At 67.1% G+C, this 21180-nt stretch carries 22 protein-coding genes; 2 read left to right on the top strand and 20 right to left on the bottom strand.

Translation table 11 applies throughout. The features are described from left to right. Positions 1-5: 5 nt before the first annotated feature. The 8 genes from QQ25_RS12130 to QQ25_RS31090 form a co-directional block, all read right to left on the bottom strand. On the bottom strand, positions 6-695 hold the full coding sequence (locus QQ25_RS12130) for an esterase (protein WP_039378919.1): 690 nt from the start codon (positions 693-695) through the stop codon (positions 6-8). A 74-nt stretch (positions 696-769) separates the two neighbouring features. Continuing rightward, the gene (locus QQ25_RS12125) at positions 770-1942 is read right to left on the bottom strand and encodes a THUMP-like domain-containing protein (RefSeq protein ID WP_039378918.1); all 1173 of its coding nucleotides are present in this window, start codon (positions 1940-1942) and stop codon (positions 770-772) included. A gap of 12 nt (positions 1943-1954) precedes the next feature. Continuing rightward, complete coding sequence (locus QQ25_RS12120) at positions 1955-2911, bottom strand: class I SAM-dependent methyltransferase (RefSeq protein WP_101906304.1); 957 nt, start codon at positions 2909-2911, stop codon at positions 1955-1957. Positions 2912-3002: 91 nt separating this feature from the next. Continuing rightward, positions 3003-3674 (bottom strand): enoyl-CoA hydratase, encoded by a 672-nt coding sequence (locus QQ25_RS12115; protein WP_039378917.1) that lies wholly within the window; start codon positions 3672-3674, stop codon positions 3003-3005. Continuing rightward, positions 3671-4552: an NUDIX hydrolase gene (locus QQ25_RS12110; protein ID WP_052235786.1), complete on the bottom strand. Its 882-nt coding sequence runs from the start codon at positions 4550-4552 to the stop codon at positions 3671-3673. Before QQ25_RS12110 ends, QQ25_RS12115 begins: the two co-directional genes overlap by 4 nt. Beyond that, positions 4549-5418, bottom strand: a complete 870-nt coding sequence (locus tag QQ25_RS12105; RefSeq protein WP_198530786.1) for an ABC transporter ATP-binding protein — start codon at positions 5416-5418, stop codon at positions 4549-4551. The genes QQ25_RS12110 and QQ25_RS12105 overlap by 4 nt, the downstream gene beginning before the upstream one ends. Beyond that, positions 5349-6068, bottom strand: a complete 720-nt coding sequence (gene yczE, locus QQ25_RS12100) for a membrane protein YczE (RefSeq protein ID WP_039378915.1) — start codon at positions 6066-6068, stop codon at positions 5349-5351. The genes QQ25_RS12105 and yczE overlap by 70 nt, the downstream gene beginning before the upstream one ends. Next, positions 6065-6211 carry a hypothetical protein gene (locus tag QQ25_RS31090; RefSeq protein ID WP_165612185.1) on the bottom strand — a complete coding sequence of 49 codons (147 nt, stop codon included), beginning with the start codon at positions 6209-6211 and terminating at the stop codon, positions 6065-6067. The genes yczE and QQ25_RS31090 overlap by 4 nt, the downstream gene beginning before the upstream one ends. Before the next feature lie 64 nt (positions 6212-6275). Between QQ25_RS31090 and yczR the strand changes: the two genes are divergently transcribed. Continuing rightward, positions 6276-7715, top strand: coding sequence for a MocR-like transcription factor YczR (yczR, locus tag QQ25_RS12095; protein WP_039378914.1), 1440 nt, complete (start codon positions 6276-6278; stop codon positions 7713-7715). A gap of 10 nt (positions 7716-7725) precedes the next feature. Here the strand turns inward: yczR and QQ25_RS12090 are convergent, their stop codons facing one another. Genes QQ25_RS12090 through ctaD form a run of 3 tightly spaced genes read right to left on the bottom strand, consistent with a single transcriptional unit; the run spans position 7726 to position 11088 of the window. Then, positions 7726-8034, bottom strand: coding sequence for a hypothetical protein (locus QQ25_RS12090; RefSeq protein WP_039318690.1), 309 nt, complete (start codon positions 8032-8034; stop codon positions 7726-7728). Between the two features lie 39 nt (positions 8035-8073). Continuing rightward, complete coding sequence (gene serB / locus QQ25_RS12085) at positions 8074-9318, bottom strand: phosphoserine phosphatase SerB (RefSeq protein WP_039320335.1); 1245 nt, start codon at positions 9316-9318, stop codon at positions 8074-8076. A gap of 42 nt (positions 9319-9360) precedes the next feature. After that, on the bottom strand, positions 9361-11088 hold the full coding sequence (gene ctaD / locus QQ25_RS12080; protein ID WP_039320334.1) for an aa3-type cytochrome oxidase subunit I: 1728 nt from the start codon (positions 11086-11088) through the stop codon (positions 9361-9363). 176 nt (positions 11089-11264) lie between these two features. On the opposite strand from ctaD, the gene QQ25_RS12075 reads away from it, so the two are divergent. Beyond that, positions 11265-12338, top strand: coding sequence for an iron-siderophore ABC transporter substrate-binding protein (locus QQ25_RS12075; protein ID WP_039378913.1), 1074 nt, complete (start codon positions 11265-11267; stop codon positions 12336-12338). Here the strand turns inward: QQ25_RS12075 and QQ25_RS12070 are convergent. From QQ25_RS12070 to QQ25_RS12030, 9 genes are read right to left on the bottom strand one after another with little or no spacing between them, the layout of a single operon-like run. Next, the gene (locus QQ25_RS12070; protein ID WP_234711899.1) at positions 12331-13395 is read right to left on the bottom strand and encodes an isopenicillin N synthase family dioxygenase; all 1065 of its coding nucleotides are present in this window, start codon (positions 13393-13395) and stop codon (positions 12331-12333) included. The two genes, QQ25_RS12075 and QQ25_RS12070, sit on opposite strands and share 8 nt — an antisense overlap. Next, a complete protein-coding gene (locus tag QQ25_RS12065) occupies positions 13392-13925 on the bottom strand; it encodes a hypothetical protein (RefSeq protein WP_039379855.1) in 534 nt (177 codons plus the stop codon). The genes QQ25_RS12070 and QQ25_RS12065 overlap by 4 nt, the downstream gene beginning before the upstream one ends. Continuing rightward, positions 13922-14947, bottom strand: a complete 1026-nt coding sequence (alc, locus tag QQ25_RS12060) for an allantoicase (protein WP_039378912.1) — start codon at positions 14945-14947, stop codon at positions 13922-13924. Before alc ends, QQ25_RS12065 begins: the two co-directional genes overlap by 4 nt. Further along, positions 14944-15693 carry an aspartate/glutamate racemase family protein gene (locus tag QQ25_RS12055; RefSeq protein WP_039378911.1) on the bottom strand — a complete coding sequence of 250 codons (750 nt, stop codon included), beginning with the start codon at positions 15691-15693 and terminating at the stop codon, positions 14944-14946. The genes alc and QQ25_RS12055 overlap by 4 nt, the downstream gene beginning before the upstream one ends. Then, a complete protein-coding gene (allB, locus tag QQ25_RS12050; protein ID WP_039378910.1) occupies positions 15690-16985 on the bottom strand; it encodes an allantoinase AllB in 1296 nt (431 codons plus the stop codon). Before allB ends, QQ25_RS12055 begins: the two co-directional genes overlap by 4 nt. Further along, on the bottom strand, positions 16978-17829 hold the full coding sequence (locus QQ25_RS12045; protein ID WP_039378909.1) for an N-acyl homoserine lactonase family protein: 852 nt from the start codon (positions 17827-17829) through the stop codon (positions 16978-16980). The genes allB and QQ25_RS12045 overlap by 8 nt, the downstream gene beginning before the upstream one ends. Next, positions 17829-19409 carry an ABC transporter substrate-binding protein gene (locus tag QQ25_RS12040; RefSeq protein WP_039378908.1) on the bottom strand — a complete coding sequence of 527 codons (1581 nt, stop codon included), beginning with the start codon at positions 19407-19409 and terminating at the stop codon, positions 17829-17831. The genes QQ25_RS12045 and QQ25_RS12040 overlap by 1 nt, the downstream gene beginning before the upstream one ends. After that, positions 19406-20041, bottom strand: coding sequence for a cysteine hydrolase family protein (locus tag QQ25_RS12035; protein WP_039318677.1), 636 nt, complete (start codon positions 20039-20041; stop codon positions 19406-19408). Before QQ25_RS12035 ends, QQ25_RS12040 begins: the two co-directional genes overlap by 4 nt. Continuing rightward, positions 20042-21046 (bottom strand): ABC transporter permease, encoded by a 1005-nt coding sequence (locus QQ25_RS12030; protein ID WP_039378907.1) that lies wholly within the window; start codon positions 21044-21046, stop codon positions 20042-20044. Positions 21047-21180: the final 134 nt, after the last annotated feature.

Genomic DNA, 21180 nt, shown 5'->3' with positions numbered 1-21180 from the left:
TCCCGTCAGCTCAGCAGGGCGGCCACGGCGGACCGCGGGACGTTGGCCTGGCTGGCTCCGGCGGCTTCGGGCAGCAGCTCACCCTGGCCGAAGAAGAAGATCACCGAGTCGTCGGTGATCGCGAAGTTCTGATAGTGCACGGGGTCGAGGCCGACGGCCGACGGAATGGCCTGTTCGACGCCGGACTGCTTCTGCAATTCGCGTTGCACGATCGGAAAAATCACGTCCAACGGCTTGGAGCCCGGCTTGAACAGGGTGTCGAAGGTGATCGGTGCCCTTGTGGCCACGTTGTAGTTGAACGTCTTGTACCAGGTCTGCGGATGGGCGCCGCCGACGTTCTGATACACCTCGAACACCAGGCTCTGGGTACGCGGCGGTATTCCGGAGCTGTAGGCGGTGCCCTTGGCATCCAGGACGTAGGGCTGATCGCGTGAGCCGGGCATGTCCGAGACGTTGACGAATCCGTCGCGGGTCTGGGTGAGGTAGCCCGAGACTGCCTGCTGATCCGGATAGCCGATCGGGAACGTGTAATCCAGTGTGTAGGTCGCGTTGGCGGTGTGCACCTGGCAGATCTGGTCGCCGTCGACGGTGCCGCCGAGATCGGCGCATGCCGACTGCGCAGCTGCCACCGGCATACCAAGCCAGCCGAGCAGCGCACCGGCCGCCAGCAGGGCTGTCACAGGGGGAATTCGCATCGTCAGTCGTCCTCGCAGGCGATCAACTCACACCGGTGGATCCACCGACGTGTTTCGTCAAGGGTACGTGGCCGTTATCGCGACGGGCGACAAATGAATGCCGTTGCCCGGCTGGACGCCCCGGAACCGAGCCGCGCGATCACCACCGCCAGGTGCTCGGTGCCGCGCAGCCGCATCCGGGCCCGCAATGCATCGGGATCCACGTCGAGGCCACGAACCAGGATTTCCAGCGCCCCCACCGACCGGGCCGTCAACGCCGCCCGCAACCGCCGTTCCTGGAAATGCAACTGGTCGAGCACCTCGAAACCGCGCATTCCGGCGGGCAACTCGTCACCGGACAGGTAGGCGATGTCGGGGTCGAGCTGCCACAGGCCGTGCCGCGCCGCGTAATGCCGGACCAGCCCGGCCCGCACCACCGCGCCGTCTGGATCGACGATCCAGCGCCCGGCCGCGGCGACCGGGCAGTCATCGGGTTCGGCGTCGCTGATCTGCTCCCCGGTTTCGAGCAGGGTGGCCCGCCGCCGCACACCGGGTTCGGTCAGCCCGGGTGACCACAGACAGGCTTCGCGCACACTGCCGCCGGCGGAGGTCACTTCGATCTCCCCGGCGAACCCCATCTTGGTCAGCTCGTCGAAATCGATTCCCGGAGCGCACTTCACCACGAGGTCGCGGTCGCGGTAGACGTCGAGCACCGCGTCGAGTGCCGGGGTGTAGGCACGTGGGTCGAAGCGCCGCCGACCGCCGGACCGGCGCGCGGGATCGATGATCACCACGGTGTCGCGGGTGACCGGTGCGAGCGCGTCGGCCCGGCACAGTGGGACAGCGGCGCCGCCGTCATCCAGATTGTGCGCGGCCATCGCCAACCGAACCGGATCGAGATCGCTGCCGACCAACTGCGCAGTGCAATCACGCAGTGCCACAAGCTCACTGCCGATCGAGCAGGTGGCGTCGTGCACTTTTGCCCCAGCCAGTCTCCGGGCCCGGTGCGTGGCCACCGGTGCGGCCGTGGCTTGTTGCAGCGCCTCGTCGGTGAACAGCCACCGATCCGGGTCGTCGAACTTGGCCCGCGCCCTTCGGCGCAGTTGCACGGTTTCTACCAGCACCGTCGCGTGATCACCGAATTGCGTTCGGACAGAAGCGATGTCGTTGATCAGACTGGCTCCGGTGAGGCGGCGCCCGGCCACCTCACCCAAGGCTCGCGTTCCCGCCTCAGACCTCAGATACGCGACGTGGGTCAGATCGAAAATCTATCCCACCCTTCAGGAAGGCTTAACTCCCGTGACCATCACGTTGTAGAACCAGCCCTTGGGCACCATGCGGCGCCACACGTTGGCATCGACCCAGCTCAGCGTGGTCCAACTGCCGAATGCGAACTTGGCCCAACCCCAGCCGAGGCGCCCCGGCGGCACCGCGGCCTCGAAGGTGCGCACCGGCCAGCCCAGCATCGCCGCGGTAAATTCCTCGCTGGCGGTGCGCACTTCGACCGCACCGGCGTTGGTCGCCATCCGCTCCAGATCGGCGGGGTCGAAGGTGTGCAGGTCGACGACGGCTTCCAGCGCAGCAGCGCGGGAGGACTCATCGAGTTCGGCCTGGGGCCGGCGCCAGCCGCTCAGCCAAGGCAGCTTGGTGAGGCTGGTGGTGGCGTGCCAGGTGAGCGTGGAGAGCTCACGGGCGTACTTGTTGCCGACCGTGGTGGGCTCACCGGCGAACACGAAGCGGCCGCCGGGCTTGAGCACCCGGACCACCTCGCGCAGCGAGAGTTCGACATCCGGAATGTGGTGCAGCACGGCGTGCCCGACAACGAGGTCGAAGGTGTTGTCGTCGTACGGGATGCCCTCGGCGTCGGCGACCCGCCCGTCGATGTCCAGGCCGAGCGACTGCCCGTTGCGGGTGGCCACCTTGACCATGCCCGGGGACAGGTCGGTCACCGATCCGCGCCGGGCCACACCGGACTGGACCAGGTTGAGCAGGAAGAACCCGGTGCCGCAGCCCAGCTCGAGGGCCCGGTCATACGGCAGCTCACGCTGCTCGGATTCGGGGACGATGGCGTCGAACCGGCCGCGGGCGTAGTCGATACACCGCTGGTCGTAGGAGATCGACCACTTGTCGTCGTAGGTCTCGGCTTCCCAGTCGTGGTACAGCACCTGCGCGAGCTTGCTGTCGTGCATCGCGGCCGCGACCTGCTCTGCCGTGGCGTGCGGGTTAGGAGTCGGCATGCCAGCTACATCGACCGCCGCGTCAACGTCGGCGCCGGAGTCCTTGATGTCAGTCATGAAGGGCAGCCTAACGGCCCGGGTGGGGTGGGCGTCAGGGCCGGTCCAGGAGTCCGTCGACAGCGGCCTTCGCCGCGGCCAGCACGTCCACCGGGTGGTCGAGGAATCGCCTGGCCCAGGCCAGTGCCTCGTCGTAGACGTGGTCGGGTGCCACCATCTGGTCGATCAAGCCGAGTTCCAGTGCCTCCTCGGCGCCGACGAACCGGCCGCTGTACACCAGTTCCTTGGCCTTGCTGGCCCCGATCACCTCGGCCAGCCGCGCACCGCCACCGGCGCGGGGCGCGAGTCCGGCCAGGATCTCGGTCGCCCCGAATTTGACGTTGTCGCCGCTGACCCGCCAATCCGCGGCCATCGCCAGGCTCAGCCCGCTGCCCAGGGCGTAACCGGTGATGGCTGCCACCGTGGGTTTGGGGATGGCGGCCACGGCTTCGATGCACTGGCGCAGCGCCGTGTCGGCGGCGGCGGCCTCGCCCGTGTCGAGGGTGCGCAGCTCGGGAACGTCGTCGCCGGCGCAGAAGATCTCATGCCCGCCGAACAGGATTACGGCTGAGATGTCGGTGCGCTCGCCCAGCTCGTGGGCGGCCGCGATGATCTCGCGGTACATCTGCCGGGTCAGGGCATTGGTCGGGGGGCGCGACAGCATCAGGGTGCCGACGCGGTCCTGCTCCGGCGTCACCCCGGTGATCGCCCTGACAAATTCGTTCACTGGTCGGATCCCCCGGTCGCTTCGCTCCTGCCCGCCGAGGCTGACTCCCCGGCCGCCGCGCCCCGGCCCAGGGGCGCCCGGTGGTTCCTGGCCGCGTTGTAGCGGCCACTGTCGAAGAACTCGATCTGCCAACTCCCTTCGCCGAGGGAGAGGTTTGGTTCGGTGGGCACGATCTTGCGTTCGGTTGCCAGGACGTCGGCGACGGACCGGCCGGCGAGGGAGTTCAGCTGGGTCCAGGTCGGTGGCAGCAGGAACGAGTTGCCCTGCTCGAAGTCGTCGAGCCCGGCCTGCGGGGTGCTCCAGAACGCACGGTCGGTTTCGGTGTTCTCGCCGTCGGCCCGCTGTCCCTCGGGCAGTGCGCCGACGAAGAAGAAGGTGTCGTAGCGGCGAGTGCGCTCCTCTTTGGGCGTGATCCAGTTGTCCCACGGCCGCAGCAGGTCGGCACGCAGCACGAGTTTCTCGTCGCGCAGGAAGTCGGCGAATGACAGTGAGTGGTTGGCCAGCGCTGCGCGGGCTTCGCCGTAGACCGAGGCGTCCGACACGATGCCCGGGTCGCCGGATTCGCTGTGCGGCCCGGCGAACAACACCCCGGACTCCTCGAAGGTCTCGCGGGCCGCGGCGCAGACCAGCGCTTCGGCCAGCCCGGTGTCCACGCCGAGGCGCTGTGCCCACCAGTCCGGTTCGGGTCCGAACCAGGCGATGTCGGCGTTGCGGTCGCGGTCGTCAACTCCCCCGCCCGGAAACACCATCACCCCGGCGACGAACTCCATCGCCGCGTGCCTGCGCATCATGAAGACTTCGATCGATTCGGCGGCATCGCGGATCAGCATCACCGTGGCGGCCGGCCGCGGCACCAGTGGATCGTCACTCACTGTCATTCCCGCCTCCTGTGCGCTGCCCGGCTCCTGGTCCGCCGGGCGAAGTAGCGCCCGTCGATGACGTCCAGCGCGATCGACTGGCCGAACGCCTTGGACAGGTTCTCAGCAGTCAACACCTCGGTCAGCAGACCCGAAGCAACCGCCTTGCCTTCCGACAGGATCAGCGCATGGCTGAATCCCACCGGAATCTCCTCGACATGATGGGTGACCAGCACCATGGCCGGCGCATCGGGGTCGGCGGCCAGGTCGGTCAGCCGCGCCACCAGTTCTTCGCGGCCGCCCAGATCGAGGCCGGCCGCCGGTTCGTCGAGCAACAGCAGTTCGGGATCGGTCATCAGCGATCTGGCGATCAGGACCCGTTTGCGTTCGCCTTCTGACAGCGTCCCGTAGGTGCGCTCGGCGAGGTGTTCGGCTCCCACGCTTTCCAGCATGTCGATGGCCTGGGCATAGTCGACGTCCTCGTAGTCCTCACGCCACCGCCCCAGCACGGCGTAGCCGGCCGAGACGACGAGGTCGCGCACCACCTCGCTGTCGGGGATCCGCTGTGACAGTGCCGAGCTGCTCAGGCCGACCCGGGCCCGCAACTCTGACATGTCGGTACGGCCCAGCCGTTCACCGAGCACGTAGGCCGTGCCCGACGAGGGATGTTCGGTGGCGGCCGCGATCCGCAGCAGTGAGGTCTTGCCGGCGCCGTTGGGGCCGATCACCACCCAGCGCTCGTCGAGCTCGACGGTCCAGGTGATGGGCCCGACGAGCGTGTTGCCGCCGCGTCGCAGAGTGACCCTGGCGAAGTCGATCAACAGGTCGGGGTCGGTTCCGTCTCCGTCGGCGCTGATTGTCGAGTCGGTACGTTCCCCTGAGGCCACTCGCTCATCGTAGTGACCGGCTCACGATCCGCTCGGGCACGCCCGCCGCTGAAATCGTGGAACAGCAGTGATCGCGGGGTCAGCCGCAGGAACAGCTGCACGAGCGGCCCGATCCCGAACGCGTAGACCACGGTGCCGATCCCGACGGTGCCGCCCATGAGCCAGCCCACCGCCAGGACGGTCGCCTCAATTGCGGTGCGTACCAGCCTCACCGACAACCCGGTGCGGGCGACGAGCCCGGTCATCAAACCGTCCCGGGGTCCGGGGCCCAGGCCGGCGCCGATGTAGAGCACGGTGCTGATGGCGTTGAGCACGACGGCGCCGGTCATCATCGCGATCCGCAGCGGCAGCGCCGTGGGTGCGGGGAGCACCGCGAGGGTGGCATCGACGGTGACGGCGATGACGATGACGTTGGCGACGGTCCCGATGCCGGGCCGGTTGCGCAGCGGGATCCAGGCCAGCAGGACGACGACGCCGACGACGGCCGAAGCCATCCCGAGGGACAGCGGCGTGTGCCTGGTCAGCCCCTGATGGAAGACGTCCCACGGGTCGAGTCCCAGACCCGCGCGCACCATCATGGCCATCGAGGCGCCATAGCCGCACAGGCCGATCAGCAGCAGCGTGGCGCGCTTGAGTGCGCGTGCGGTCATGAGTGGTGCTGGAAGCGCAGACGGATCAGCTCCAGCTCACGCCGGACCCGCTCCTCGTCGCGATCCAGATACCCGTCCGGTCCCTGCCAGCTGAACACCCGGGCCAGCGAGTCAGCCAATCGAGATAGCCACTTTGATTGCATGACGCCATTTTCATGACGATCTGGCTTGCCTTTCAATATCCAGTCCGCCCATACTGGCCTTATTATGTCGACGGATATGGCCGCTCGAGCCCTCGATGTGGACCTGCTGGCCCGAGAACTGGGTAACTGGCGCACCTCCAGTCAAAGTGGACCCGCCTACCTCGGCCTGGCCGACGCCATCCGGCTGCTCATCGTGGACGGCCGGGTACCGGTGGGGTCACGCATTCCCAGCGAACGTGCGCTGGCCGAGTCACTGCGGGTGTCGCGCACCACGGTCACCGCGGCCTTCGCTCAGCTCCGCGACGACGGTTACCTGCACGCCCGCCGCGGCGCCCGCAGCATCACCGCCCTGCCCGCCGCCGGCCACATCGAACTCGATGCGGGGACGCCGACGGTCAGCCTGGCCGCAGCTGCGCTGTCCGCGCCCGGTACCGCCGTGCTGGAGGCATTCACCGAGGCCGCTCGCGATATTGCCCCATATCTCCGCGAACCGGGCCACGAACTGATGGGCGTCGTCCCACTGCGTGCGGCGATCGCCGAAAGATATTGTGTCAGAGGGCTTCCCACCGATCCGAGCCAGATCATGGTGACCAGCGGGGCCCAGCATGCGATCGGCCTGATCCTGGCCAGCCACACCCAGCCCGGCGACCGGGTCCTCGTCGAGCAACCGACCTATCACGGCGCGCTGTCGGCGATCGCGACAGCGGGAGCACGGGCCGTGCCGGTCGCGCTCGCCGATGACGGCTGGGAACTCGACGCCGTGCAGGCCGCGCTGCGTCAGCTCGCTCCGAGCCTGGCGTACCTGGTTCCCGACAGCCACAATCCGACCGGGTTCACGTTGCCCGCCGCGGAACGAAAACGGTTGGGACAGATCATCTCCGACACCCGGACCCGCACCATCGTCGACGAGTCGATCGTCGACATGTGGATCGATGCGGCGCCGCCCGAACCGCTGGCGGCCTCGGTGCCCCGCAACGATCTGGTGCTGACCATCGGCTCGATGTCGAAATCGTTCTGGGGTGGTCTGCGCGTCGGCTGGATTCGCGCCGAGCGCGCCACGCTGGCCACCATTGCCGCGATCCGCCCTTCGGTGGATCTCGGCACCCCGATCCTCGAACAGCTCGCTGCGGCAAAGCTGCTCGCGATGCACGACGAGGTGCTACCGGAGCGGCGCGAGATACTGCTGGCCCGTCGTGAGTTCCTGGTGGCGCTGCTGGCCCGTGAACTGCCGGACTGGCAGCCCGGACGCGGCCGCGGCGGGATGTCGCTGTGGGTGAAGCTGCCTGCGCCGATGAGTACCGCGTTGTCGGCCGCCGCGATGCGGCTCGGCCTCGATGTGCCCGCGGGCCCCCGGTTCGGGGTGGACGGCACGCTGGAGCGGTTCATCCGGTTGCCCTATGCGCTGCCGGAGCCCGAACTCGAAGAGGCGGTGCAACTCCTGGCGCGGGCCTGGCACAGCATCACCGGCACGCTCAGCGCTCAGCCGCGGACTCTGGTGGTCTAGCCTCGGGGCCTTACGGCTGCTGTGACATTGCGTAGCAGGTGCTGTAATGCTCGATGGTGCACGGAATTCCGTTCACCGTCGGCAGCTGGCCGGGCCGGTTCTGAATGTTGGCATCTCCGGTGCCCGGCGCCATCACCGGCGGCGCCACCGCACCCATCCCGCCGCCGGACGAACCGGCCACGCACACTCCCTCGAACTTTGTCTGCACCGTGCCCGACGGGCATCGCTTGGCCTCGGCCGGGGCCGCGACCGCCAGCTGTCCCAGGACTGCCGCAACGGCGAACACGCCAACCACGACCGTGTGCTTCAGGTTCGCCATGCCCCACACCCTACTTGAGGCCGGCCTAACCAGCGGTGTCTAGTCCTCGGGAATCTCGACGCGACGCAGCACCCCGTCCAGGGCGTCGGCGGCTTCGATCTCCCCGCGCGTGACGCCGAGGATGAACAGCACGGTGTCCAGGTAGGGATGGCTCAGCGACGCGTCCGCGACCTCGCGCAACGCGGGTTTGGCGTTGAATGCGACGCCGAGGCCGGCTGCCGCCAGCATGTCGATGTCATTGGCCCCGTCGCCGACGGCCACGGTCTGTTCCATGGGCACACCGACCTGCTGGGCGAAATCGCGCAGCGCCTTGGCTTTTCCGGGCCGGTCGATCACCTGGCCGATGACCCGCCCGGTCAGCTTGCCGTCGATGACCTCAAGTTCGTTGGCGGCCACGTAGTCCAGCATGAGTTCGTGCGCCAGCGGCTCGATGACCTGGCGGAAGCCGCCCGACACCACGCCGCAGTGGAAGCCGAGCCGGCGCAGGGTCCGGATGGTGGTCCGGGCCCCTGGGGTCAGCTCCACCTGTTCGGCGACATCGTCGAGCACGGAGGCGGGCAGACCGGCCAGGGTCGCCACCCGGCGGTGCAGGGATTCGGCGAAATCGAGTTCACCGCGCATCGCCGCCTCGGTGACGGCGGCCACCTGCGCCTCCATGCCGGCCCGGGCGGCCAGCATCTCGATGACCTCGCCCTGGATCAGGGTGGAGTCGACGTCGAAGACGATCAGCCGCTTGGCCCGCCGAGACAGGCTGTAATCCTCGAGCGCGATGTCGACGCCTTCGTCGACGGCGACCTGGGCCAGTGCGGTTTGCAGCTGGCTGTATGCGGCTCCCGCAGGCACCGACACCCGAAGTTCCAGGCCGGTCACCGGGTAGTCGGATACGCCGCGGATGGTGTCGATGTTGACACCCAGACCCGCGACCGCCCGGGCCACCACGCTGAATGATTCGGCAGTGATGGGACGGCCCAGCACGACGATCGTGTGGGTCGACGGCTCGCGCATGACGGGCATGTCGTCGCTGCGCTCGATCGTCACGTCGAGGCCGAGGCGGTGGATCGCCGTCTCGACGTCACTTCGCAGCGCATCGCCGTCAACCGTCTCGGCCCGCGCCGCGACCAGCACACCCAGGGTGAGCCGGCCGCGGACAACGACCTGTTCGACGTTGCGGAGTTCCACCTGATGGCGGGAGAGCACCTCGAACAGCGCCGATGTGACACCGGGCCGGTCGACTCCGCTGACGGTGATCAGCACCGACGAGCGCGGTCGTGGAGCACCGGTCATCGAAACATCCTCGACGTGCTCACCCCCGGATGCTGCCACCCGTCAGCTGGAGCGGTCCGCAGACTCGAGCTCTGGATGATGCTCGCGGCCCACGTGGGCCTCGGCACGCATCCGCTCGACCATGTGCGGGTAGTGCAGCTCGAACGCCGGGCGCTCCGAACGGATCCGGGGCAGCTCGGTGAAGTTGTGCCGCGGCGGCGGGCAGGAGGTCGCCCACTCCAGCGAGTTGCCGTAACCCCAGGGGTCGTCGACCATCACCGGCTCGCCGTAGCGCCAGCTCTTGAACACGTTCCACACGAACGGCAGCGTCGAGATGCCCAGGATGAAGGCACCGATGGTGGACACCACGTTCAGCGTGGTGAAGCCGTCGCTGGGCAGGTAGTCGGCGTACCGGCGCGGCATGCCCTCGTCACCGACCCAGTGCTGCACCAGGAACGTGGTGTGGAAGCCGATGAAGGTCAGCCAGAAGTGCAGCTTGCCCAGGCGCTCGTCGAGCAGACGTCCGGTCATCTTCGGGAACCAGAAGTAGATGCCCGCGTAGGTGGCGAACACGATGGTGCCGAAGAGCACGTAGTGGAAGTGCGCGATGACGAAGTAGCTGTCGGTGACGTGGAAGTCGATCGGCGGGCTGGCCAGCAGCACGCCGGACAGGCCACCCAGCAGGAAGGTGATCAGGAAGCCGACCGAGAACAGCATCGGCGTCTCGAACGTCAGCTGGCCCTTCCACATCGTTCCGATCCAGTTGAAGAACTTGATGCCGGTGGGGACCGCGATCAGGAACGTCATGAAGGAGAAGAACGGCAGCAGGACGGCGCCGGTGGCGTACATGTGGTGTGCCCACACCGCAACCGAGAGGGCCGCGATGCTGATGGTGGCGTAGATCAGCGTGGTGTAACCGAAGATGGGCTTGCGGCTGAACACCGGGAAGATCTCGGACACGATGCCGAAGAACGGCAGCGCGATGATGTACACCTCGGGGTGACCGAAGAACCAGAAGAGGTGCTGCCACAACAGCACACCGCCGTTGGCCGGGTCGTAGATGTGTGCGCCCAGGTGGCGGTCGGCGGCGAGGCCGAACAGCGCGGCGGTCAGGATCGGGAACGCGATCAGCACCAGGATCGAGGTCACCAGGATGTTCCAGGTGAACACGGGCATCCGGAACATCGTCATACCGGGGGCACGCATGCAGACCACGGTGGTGACCATGTTGACGCCACCGAGGATGGTGCCGAGACCACCGACGGCCAGACCCAGGATCCACAGGTCACCGCCGGCACCCGGGGAGTGGATGGCATCGGTCAGCGGCGAGTAGGCCGTCCAACCGAAGTCGGCCGCACCGCCCGGGGTGATGAAGCCACCGAGGGCGATCAGCGCACCGAACAGGAACAGCCAGAACGACAGGGCGTTCAACCGCGGGAACGCCACGTCGGGCGCGCCGATCTGCAGCGGGAGCACCAGGTTGGCGAACCCGAACACGATCGGGGTGGCATAGAACAGCAGCATCACCGTGCCGTGCATGGTGAACAGCTGGTTGAACTGCTCATTGCTCAGGAACTGCAACCCGGGCATCGCCAACTCGGTACGCATGAACAGTGCCATCAGGCCGCCGATGAAGAAGAAGGCGAAGCAGACGACGCAGTACATGATGCCGATCAACTTGTGATCGGTCGTGGTGATGAGCTTGTAGATCAGGTTGCCCTTGGGGCCCATCCGTTCCGGAAAAGGACGACGTGCCTCGAGTTCTCCGATTGGGGGCGCTTCGGCTACCAAGAGATCCTCCAAAGATTCGTCGGGAAATCCCGCTTATCGACCTGAATCCTAACGCTCCCGGCGGTCTCTGCGTCCCTGGGTCCTACAAACTGTCGTACTGCGCGCCTGCCCGGCGGCAGTTCTTTCGTCCGCGACGTCCTGACCAGCCGTTAAGTGCTGAATGTTACGGTCGCCCGGTGCTGACCAACCGACCTCGCGCCGCTGTCGCGGTGATCGCCGCGGCCGCGACCCTCGCCGGCGGTTGCGGCTCTGCCGAGCAGACGCCACAGGCGCAGACGTCGATGACCACCAGTGTCACCAAGATCGCCGACGCCGGCGTGCTGGGCAACCAGCGCCGACCCGACGAATCGTGTGCGCCCGAGCCGGCGGCCGCCGATCAGTCGGCGCGGGAGATCCGCAACGCGCGCGCCGAAGGTGCGGAAATTCCCGAGTCCACCGAGGTGCGCGGCGACCCGCAACGCATCGTCGCGCTGTCCGGCGACCAACTGGATGCGTTGTGCGCGCTGGGGCTGCAGTCCCGCATCGTCGCGGCCGCGGTGCCGGACGGCTCGTCGGAGCAGCCGTCCTATCTGGGTGCCGTCGTGCACGGGGTCGCCCCGGCCGGTTCCCGGACGGCGCCCGACCTCGACGCCGTCAGGGCGGCCAACCCAGAGCTGATCCTGGGTTCCGCGTCGATGACGCCGTCCTCCTTCGGGGCGTTGTCGGCCATCGCCCCGACCGTGTTCACGGGGGCGCCGGGCGCTGCCTGGCGTGACACGTTGCGCGCGGTGGGGGCGGCGACGGGCCGCGCGGACGCCGCCGACGACCTGATCGCGAAGTTCGACGACGCCGCCCGCGAGACCGGGGCGCAGAACGACGCCGGTCACTTCCAGGCCTCGGTGGTGCAGCTGACGGAGAACAGTGTCCGGGTGTACGGCGCCAACACCTTCCCCGGCAGCGTGCTGGCCGCGGTCGGGCTGGATCGCCCTGCCCCGCAACGGTTTACCGACAGGCCCTACCAGGAGCTCAGCACCACCGACGCCGACTTCCGGATCGCCGACGCAGATATCGTCTACGTCTCGTTCGCGTCCCCCGCGGCCAAGGACAATGCGCCGAAGATCCTCGAAAGCCCGGCCTGGCGGGCATTGTCGGCGACGAAGGACAACCGGGTCTTCGTGGTGAACAACGAGGTGTGGCAGACCGGGCAGAACATCGTGGCCGCCCGCGGCATTCTCGATGACCTGCGCTGGGTCAACGCCCCGATCAACTGACCCGTCCGTCGACCCCGTGCACCGCCTGCTGGCCGAATTGGCCGGTGGCGAGCGCCCCGTCTGGCAGCACCAGCTCCCCGGCCTGCATGCGGCGACGCAGGTACGTGAAGGTCTGCGCGGTCTGGGCGAACAGATGCTCACCGGCGCGCAGCGCCGGGCGCTGTGCGCGGTCGGCCGTGACGAACCGAGGCAGTGGTTTCACTTCGGTGTGGTAGTCGACGTTGAAGAACAGCGGGAATGAGTAGCGCTCCTGTGAAACGCGCCGCACCCGGTGGCTGGTGGCCACGAATGTCCCGTTGGTCCACAGTTCGAGCAGATCCCCGATGTTGACGACGAATGTGCCGTCCAGCGGCGGCACGTCGATCCACTCACCGGCGCCATTGAGCACCTCCAGCCCCGGCGCGGTGGGCTTGAGCAGGGTGAAGCACTCGTAGTCGGTGTGGGCGCCGATGCCCTGCCCGTCGTGCGCGTCCGCGTTGTACGGGTAGTGCATCAACCGCAGCTGGCTGGGTGTTTTGGTCGCGTGACGAGAGAACACCTCGGGGTCCTCCCCCAACGCCACCGCGAAGGCCCACAACAGTTGTCGGCCCACGTCGATGACAGCCCGGTAGTAGGACGTCACCGCCTCGGCGAACCCGGGAAGGTCGGGCCAGGTGTTCGGCCCGAGCATCGGATTGCCGGCCAGATGGTCGGGGTCGTCGGCCGGCAGGTCCAGCGCGGTGTCGAAGGCTTCCTTCAGATCGGGCGGGCTGTCGGATTCGAGGCCCTCCTCCCCCACCGGGACGTAACCGCGGTGACAGCGGGAGAATCCGATGTAGCTGCGCATCTTCTCCTCGAGCGGCAGCGCGAAGAATTCCTTTGTGGCGGTGAGCATCCGCTCGAACACCGCCTCGTCGATCCCGGACCCACTGATGTAAAAGAAGCCGACCTCGCGCGCCGCGGTGCCGATCTCGGCCGCTACGCGTTCGCGCTCTTCCCGCCGGTCCGAACGCAGCCCGCTGATGTCGATGACCGGCACGGCGCTGAAAGCCGCCAACGTTGATGCATTGCCACTCACAGTCCCACTGTCCCTTCAGATCGTTCCACGACCCAGTGCACGCCGTTGGCCTGAATCTTTTTGCCGCCCAGATCTATCGCCAGCGCGGACCATCGCGGGCCGCCCACTGTGTCGATCGCCACCTCGCCACCGCCGAGCCAGCCGAATGTCGGCCCGACGCGCACCAGGACAGCCCGGTCGCCGTCAGGCGTCCGTAGGAACAGCCCACCGTGCGGTGCCGTTGACCCTGCGTCCCGTACCCAGTGTTCGACGTAGTCCTCGTGCACTCCGGTCTCGACCAGAGTTTCTCCATCCCAATGCATCTCACCCTCGTCGGGGAGCGGACCCGAAGGTTCGAGCTCGACGTCGCGCCGCCAGGTGAAGACGGCGCCACGCTGGGTCAGCTCGCCACCGAAGCCACGGGAGTCGACGTAGGCACTGCCGGCTTGTAGCCACGTGACGGCGGTGTCCGTGTCACTTGATCCGTCGGCCTCGATCAGCAGGGTGCGCCGCCACAGTCCGGCGCAGTCCGATGCGAGAACATCGCTCACGAGCACTCCGTCCATTGGTCTCGAAGCTGTTGCAGCCCTTGGGCGGTTGGCGTGCCCGATGCGCGCACCCTGGCGATCCCGCCGTCGGGGTACGCCTGCACCCGCAATGCGGTGACGCCACGGGCATCGACGATGAACACCTGCCTGGCATCGGCGGCCAGTCGGACGCGGCCGAGCACCGGAATGTCGAATGGCACCGCCGCCCAGCCATGTTCGTCGTCAGCCCGTACCCCGGTGCCGAGAACGGCCACCTCCAGCGAGGCGTTGAACACGAAGTAGGACGTGTCGATCTCGATGCGCTTCAGATCGGTCGGCACGGCGAAGGAGATCACCACCGCGTCGTGATCCTCCGGGCCGACGTCGCGGCGGCGGCGCGTTTCCCAACCATCGCCCATGTTGCGCGGCCGGTTGGGGGCCACCAGCGATCCGGCGTCGGAATAGAACGCGTCGCTGCACCATTCGACACGTCCGCCCTGCTCCAGTCCCGATACTTCGACCGTGACGTCGGACCACAGTGCCGGATCGGGGATCACGTCGCCGTATGCCCGCAACCGCGCAACGCCGCCGTCGGTCGCCAGCGCGAGCCGCACATGCGTCCAACGACGGCCATCGGTCACCGTCATCAGATTGTTCGAATCCGCCTTCAACGCCGTGGATTCCACGATGGTCGTCCAGGCCACAGACGGATCCGTCGCGTCACCGGTGGGCTCGAGTACGGCCGCGTCGAGCCGGCAGGCCTGAGGGTGGTTGCCGGAGAACGACCGGGTGTCGACGTCGATCGCCCGCAGACGGCCGGGCGTGCCGAGCCGAACGATGGCCCAGTCGCCCCCGGGCCCGGCGTGACGGCGCGTTTCCCAGCCGTCCACGACTTCCCCACGCAGGTCATAGTTTCCCGGTACGAACGCCGGTTCGGCCGGGTCGACCAGCCGTTCCTTGAAGCCGAACGATTCGTCGCTGGCGGCCACGACGCTGCCGCCGACGACGCGGGAGGCAAGATCCACTCCCGCTGCTGCGGGCGTCATGCGAGGCCCAGCGCGTGCGAGATCGGCCAGTGACTCCGCGAGTTCTCCGGCCCAGGTGCGTAGACGCCGGCCTTGCTGGTCGACAATCCAAGCCCGACGACGGCCTGAGCGAGGGCGACCGCGGCGGCCACACCGTCGATGACCGGTACGCCCAGTTTGGCGGTGACCGCCTCGGCGATCCCGGACATCCCTGCGCATCCCAGGCAGATCACATCGGCACCGTCGTCGGTGACCGCTCGCGCCGCCTCGTCCACGATGGACTGGATGGCGCCTTCGGGGTCGGAATCCACGGTCGCGGTATCGAGACCGCACGCGCGTACCGAGGCGCAGTGCGCGTCGAGCCCGGCCAGCCTCAGCCGATCCTCGATGGGCGCGATGGATCTGGCCAGCGTGGTCACCACAGAGAACCTCCTGCCGATCAAGTGGGCGATGTGCGCCGAACACTCGGCGATGTCGAATACCGGCACGGTCAGCATCTCGGCGAGCGCATCCCTGCCGTGCTCTCCGAATCCCGCTACCACGACGGCGTCGAAATCGAATTCACCCGCTTCGGTCAACCTGGCGACCAGGTCCATCATGCCGACCGCGGCCAGGTAGCTCTCGGCGCCCGAGTCGATCGCCACACTTCCGAAATAAGGTGCCCGACAGACAATCTCGGCGTCACAGCGCCCCGCTGCCACGGCCACTTTGGCGATCTCGGTGGTCATCGACACCGAGGTGTTGGGGTTGAGTACCAGAATTCTCATGCCGGCACCTTCTCGAATACCGGAATGCCGGCCACCCAGGTTTGGATCGCCTCACCCCGGATCGTCACACCGGCATATGGGGTCACCCGATGCCGGTGGTGCAGATCGTCGGTGTGCACGGATGTTTCGGTGTCCGGATCGAAGGCACACAGGTCGGCCCTGAGTCCCGTCGCGATGCGTCCCCGGTCGATGAGACAGGCCAGCTCGGCAGGCTTTTGCGCCATCCAGCGGCTCAGATCGGGCAGTCCGAAACCGCGCTGCGCGGCATGGGCCCACACCGCGGCCGGCCCGACCTGCAGTGAGCTGACGCCACCGAAGGCAATCCCGAAATCCCCGTCGGCCTTGAGCTTCGGAGCGCACGGCGAGTGATCGGACACCACCATGTCCAACGTCCCATCCAGCAGCCCATCCCACAATCGGTCACAGTTTGCGGCGTCTCGAACTGGTGGGCACGCCGCGAACTCGGTGCCGCCGTCGGGGATCGTCTCCGCGGCGAATGTCAGGTAGTGCGGACAGGTCTCGGCTGTCACCGAGACGCCCGAACGTCTGGCATCGGCAAGCAACGGAAGCACGTTCGCGCTGGACACGTGCACGACGTGGGCGCGTGCCCCTGTTGCAGCCGCGGTCTCGACCACGAGCCGCACCGCATCCTCTTCGGCGGCATCCGGGCGCGACCGCAAAAACGATGCGTAGCGTCGCCCCTGTGGAGGTGGACTACCCGCGATCACGTGGTGACTTTCGGCGTGCACCAGCAGCACCGAGCCCAGTTCGGCGATCCGGTTCATGGCGGTACGGAAGTCGGCGGGAGTCAGGTGTCCGAAGTCGGGATTGCCGGAGTCGGCGAGGAAGCACTTGAACCCGCGCGCGCCCGACGCCGCCAGCGATTCGAGCTCACCGAGATTCTCGGGTACCACACCGGCCCAGAACCTGACGTCGACACGGCAGTTCCCTTCCGCAGCTGCCTGTTTCGTGCGCAGTGCCGCGACGGTCGTGGTCACCGGGCGGCAGTCCAGGGGCATGTCGACGATGGTTGTGATCCCGGCAGCAGCCGCCGCGGCTGTCGCCGTGCCGAAGCCCTCCCAGTCCGTGCCGGGGTCGTTGACGTGGACATGGGTGTCGACGAAACCTGGTAACAACACTGCGCGCGATGGCACTGTCACCTGATCGGTTGCCCGCACGTGAGCATCGACCGCAGCGATCTCGGTGATCATCCCACCCGTGACCGCCACGGATGCCGGCCAAAGCCGTCCATCCAGGAGCACCCGCTCGGCCCGGATCACCAGATCAGCCATGGTGTGTCCCCGACGTCACGGGCCCGAAGCGCTCGTGAAAGTGCTCCGTCAGCCCGGGCCACACCTCCGGGTCGTGGCCGGGGATCAACTGGTACCCCTTGTCGCGCGCCAGCCTCTTGAGCTTGCGGATCGGCTCGACCGTTTCCTCCGGTGCGACGTCGATGAACCCGCCGATCGGCAGCTCGTGCTCGATGTTCTCGGTCAGATCCGCGGCGTCGAAAGCGAACACGAACCCGCCACCGCCCACGGACTCGTCGAGCTCCACCGCGAAACTCTGATGCCCCGGCGTATGCCCGTACGTCGGGATCGCGGTGATACCGGGCGCGATCGCGGCCTCGCCGTCGGCCAGTCGCCAGTCGATGTTCGGATCGTCGAAGTCGACACGGACTATCGCATTGCGTTCGGGCTCCGGATGATTCGACAGACCGTAGTCGAGCTCGCGGCGCTGGGCATGCACCGGCACCTTGCCGGCGAACAACTTGAGCCCACCGGCATGGTCGTGGTGCAGGTGACTCACCGCGACGGTATGGATGTCGTCGAATGCGACTCCGACCTCGGCGAGCCGCTGTTCGATCGGCTCGCCGGGGCCGGGCAGCACCGGCCGATACTCCACTGTCGGGAAGAACCGCCGATACAACGCCGGGTCACGCACCAGGGCGGTGTTGAACCCCGTGTCGAGCAGCACCCAGCCCCCGTCGGTCTGAAGCAGCACTCCCGGAACGGGTTCGCGCATGCGCTGGCCGGCCGGCGCCCCGTACACCGATACCGATTTGGGCAGTTCCTCCCAGCCCAGTGTGAGCAGGATGATGTGGCGGACTCCGCTTTTGCGGATCAGCGTCGCCATCAGCCCACCGACAGCGCGGCGAGCCGCAGCGAGTTCGGGTTGGTCACCACGTGGGACTGTTCGACGCCCTTGAGCCACGGCTGGGCCACCACGAAGTCGTTGACGTCGGCGATGTTGAGCCAGCAGCCGGTCTTGACGGCTTCCAGTCCGGCCCGCGAGAACACGGCGGAATCCCCGGTGGGCAGGCCGGTTGCCAGTGCGTCGGTGACCGGCGGTGCCGAGCAGCCCAGGTAGTTCAGGCCGCCGTCGGGGTCCCACGAGATGTGACCCCAGGTGTACGGGGACGGAGCGTCAGGCCAGGCCAGAGCGGTGAAGATCTCCGGAGCGGACTGACCGTCGGTGCCGACCCAGCCGTAGATCTCTGACGTCGGGTAGGCCTGTACCTTCGCGGTCAAACCTGCTGCGGCTAGCTGGGTCTGGAGCAGATTGCTGACCAGTTGATTGTCGGGGTTGCTCGAGTCGTACCCGATGGTGATGGCCTTCTGGTCGGCGGGCAGTCCCGCCGCGATACCCGCGAGCGCCGACGGATCGTGTGCCACCGCCTGCTTGGCGAAGTCCGAGGCCATCATGTTGGGCGGGTAGATCTGGCTCGCCACATCTCCGCGTCCGAAGTACGTCTGCTTGACGAGTTCGTCGACGTTGATCGCCTGAAGTACCGCGGTGCGGTTACCGGCATCGGTCATCATGCCCTTGTGCGGGTTCACGTAGAGGTAGTTCGACATCATGGTCGGCAACGAGTAGTTGGCGAATGCCTTGTTGTCCAGGTAGGACTGGACCGCTGACGAGGGCAGATCATGCAGGATGGCCGCGAGCTGCCCGTTGTTGAACTGGAGTTGCTGCGCCGAGACATCGGTGATCACCGGCATCTCGACCTTCTCGAAGTACGGCTTGGCTCCCCAGTACTCCGGGAATGCCGCCAGCGCATAACGGGATCCGACATCGGCCGCGGTGAGTGTGTACGGACCGGTCCCGAGGTCGTGGCTGGTCAGGTAGCTCTGGGCATGGTCGGCACCGGCGTTCTGCCGCAGGCCCGCGGGACTCATCATCCTGGGCCCGTACGCGCACGCGAGATAGTCGAGAAACGCTGCGTTGGGCGCCTTCAAGGTGATGGTGACGTCGTAGTCACCGTGTGCGGTAACCGATTCCACATCCTTGACCATGTAGGACGGGCCCTGGTTGACAGCAAGTCTGCGATCGAAGGACGCCTTGACGGCCTCCGCGGTGAACGCTGTGCCGTCATGGAACTTGACGCCTTGGCGCAGCTTGAAATCGAAGACCTTGTTGTCGGGCGACGCGGTCCACTCGGTGGCCAGCAACGGTTCAAGTTCGGGCTTGTCGGTCCCGGCCTTGTACTGCAACAGCCCCTCGTAGGTGTTGGTGGTCAGCAGCAGACCTTGACCGGCGTAATAGATATCCGGGTCCGGTGGCTGGCCGGGGTCCTGCAGGAAGGACAGGTGCAGCACTTTGTCGGTGGGCGCCGCACTGGGCGTGCCGCCTCCCGAATCCGAACCGCCGCAGGCGCTCAGCGTCAGCACCGCCAGCGCACTCGCGGCGGCAATGGTCTTCCATTGCTTGATCATCGGGCAGCTCCTTCGAGCACGGGCTGGGACGTGGTGAGCTCCTCGAACGCGGCGAGGATCTCGTCGGAGGTTCGCAGCGCACCGGTCTGCAGGTACTCCATGGCATCGAGTGCGGCGTCATGCCTGTACTGCGACGACCCGCCCACGCAGTCGGTGACGACCCGGACGTAGAAGTCGCGCTGGTGGGCATCGGCGAATGTGTAATGCACACACACGTCGGTGAGTCCGCCGATGAGAATGAGCGTCGAGGCCTTGAGACCGGACAACACGATCTCGAAATCGGTTCCGATGAAACCGGAGTAGCGCCGCTTCACGATGTGGAACTCATCGGGCAGCGGCCGCAGGGTGGGTTCGAGGTCGGTTCCGGGCTGCCCCTCGACGCAGTGGACACCCTCGGTGCCGTCGAGCTCGCGGCCGAAGTCGATTCCGCTGGGCCGGTGAACCTCCTGGAAGAACACCACCGGGACGCCCGCCGAACGCGCTGCGGCGAGCAGCTTTTCCGCGACGGCGACACGCTCGGCATGGCCGGGCATCACCGGAATCCCGGCATCCTCGGCCGACATTGCCCCGCCTTCCTGTATGTCGACCACGACAAGAACTGGATTACCCACGATGAGTGGCTGTTTGGGCACCTAACCTCCTATTGCTGCGATACGTGGATCGGCTGCCGCCTGGAGTAGGTCCACGGCGGTGTTGATGACTACATAGAGCGCGCCCAACATCAGGGTCACGCCCGCGATGGCCGGGAAGTCGGCGACCGGGATGCTCTGGGCGATGTACTGGCCGATACCCGGCCACCCGAACACCTGCTCGACCACCAGCACACCCGAGAACATCAGGCCCACTTGAAGTCCGGTCATCGACAGCGCCGATCCGACGGAGTTGCGCAGCACGTGACGCGTCATGATCCGTCCCTCCGACAGCCCCTTGGCGCGGGCCGTGCGCGCGTAGTCACTGTCGATGTCGGTCATCAGGCTGCTGCGCAGCACCCTCCCGATCGCTACGGCGGGCCCGATGGCGATCACCAAGGCCGGCAGCATCAGATGTCGCAGTGCGTCGGCCACCACGTCGAACCGGCCGTGAAGGAGTCCGTCGACGGTGAGCAGACCGGTCGGCCCGCTGGGTGGATTCGCCACGGCGATCCGGCCGTTGGCCGGTACCCAACCCAGGTTCTGGTAGAACACGATCAGCCCGAGGATGCCGAGCAGGAACATGGGAGCCGCGGCGCCGGTGAACAAGACTGCCCGGAGCACCTGTGCGCCGGGCCATTTCAGCGTGGTGCTGAACGCCAGTAGCGCCGCCAGCACCAGCGCGATGACGATCCCGAAGATCGCCAGCTCCAGGGTGGCCGGCAGGAAACTGCCGAGGTCGGCCAACACCGGGTGCCGCGTGCGGTAGGACGTTCCCAGATCACCGGTGACCGCGTTGGTCAGGTAGTGCCAGAACTGCACGAGCACCGGCTGGTTCAAGCCGAGTTCCTCGCGTCTGGCGGCGACGGCTTGCGCCGAGGCCTGGGCACCCATTTGGGCCTTCACCGGATCCAGCGGCGAGATCTGCTGAAGCACGAACATCACCCCGGTCAGCGCGATCAGGATCGCCATCATCGCGCCGATACGGGAAGCCACAAAAGTCTTCAAGCCAATTGCTCCTCTCTCATCGGCCCCACTTGCTCTTCGCGCAAGCGCTCATCGGTCGCACTTTCTCTTCGCGCAAGCGCTCATCGGTCGCACTTTCTCTTCGCGCAAGCGCTCATCGGCCCCACTTTCTCTTC

This window comes from Mycolicibacterium setense (assembly GCF_000805385.1).
Lineage (GTDB): Bacteria > Actinomycetota > Actinomycetes > Mycobacteriales > Mycobacteriaceae > Mycobacterium > Mycobacterium setense.
This window is presented reverse-complemented; position numbering and strand designations above follow the sequence as displayed.

Bases quoted from the DNA above. Each gene is read 5' to 3' on its own strand.
- QQ25_RS12130 (WP_039378919.1), bottom strand. From the start codon at position 695: ATGCGAATTCCCCCTGTGACAGCCCTGCTGGCGGCCGGTGCGCTGCTC.
- QQ25_RS12120 (WP_101906304.1), bottom strand. From the start codon at position 2,911: ATGCCGACTCCTAACCCGCACGCCACGGCAGAGCAGGTCGCGGCCGCG.
- QQ25_RS12110 (WP_052235786.1), bottom strand. From the start codon at position 4,552: ATGACAGTGAGTGACGATCCACTGGTGCCGCGGCCGGCCGCCACGGTG.
- yczE (WP_039378915.1), bottom strand. From the start codon at position 6,068: ATGACCGCACGCGCACTCAAGCGCGCCACGCTGCTGCTGATCGGCCTG.
- QQ25_RS31090 (WP_165612185.1), bottom strand. From the start codon at position 6,211: ATGCAATCAAAGTGGCTATCTCGATTGGCTGACTCGCTGGCCCGGGTG.
- yczR (WP_039378914.1), top strand. From the start codon at position 6,276: ATGTCGACGGATATGGCCGCTCGAGCCCTCGATGTGGACCTGCTGGCC.
- QQ25_RS12090 (WP_039318690.1), bottom strand. From the start codon at position 8,034: ATGGCGAACCTGAAGCACACGGTCGTGGTTGGCGTGTTCGCCGTTGCG.
- serB (WP_039320335.1), bottom strand. From the start codon at position 9,318: ATGACCGGTGCTCCACGACCGCGCTCGTCGGTGCTGATCACCGTCAGC.
- alc (WP_039378912.1), bottom strand. From the start codon at position 14,947: ATGACGCCCGCAGCAGCGGGAGTGGATCTTGCCTCCCGCGTCGTCGGC.
- QQ25_RS12055 (WP_039378911.1), bottom strand. From the start codon at position 15,693: ATGAGAATTCTGGTACTCAACCCCAACACCTCGGTGTCGATGACCACC.
- allB (WP_039378910.1), bottom strand. From the start codon at position 16,985: ATGGCTGATCTGGTGATCCGGGCCGAGCGGGTGCTCCTGGATGGACGG.
- QQ25_RS12045 (WP_039378909.1), bottom strand. From the start codon at position 17,829: ATGGCGACGCTGATCCGCAAAAGCGGAGTCCGCCACATCATCCTGCTC.
- QQ25_RS12040 (WP_039378908.1), bottom strand. From the start codon at position 19,409: ATGATCAAGCAATGGAAGACCATTGCCGCCGCGAGTGCGCTGGCGGTG.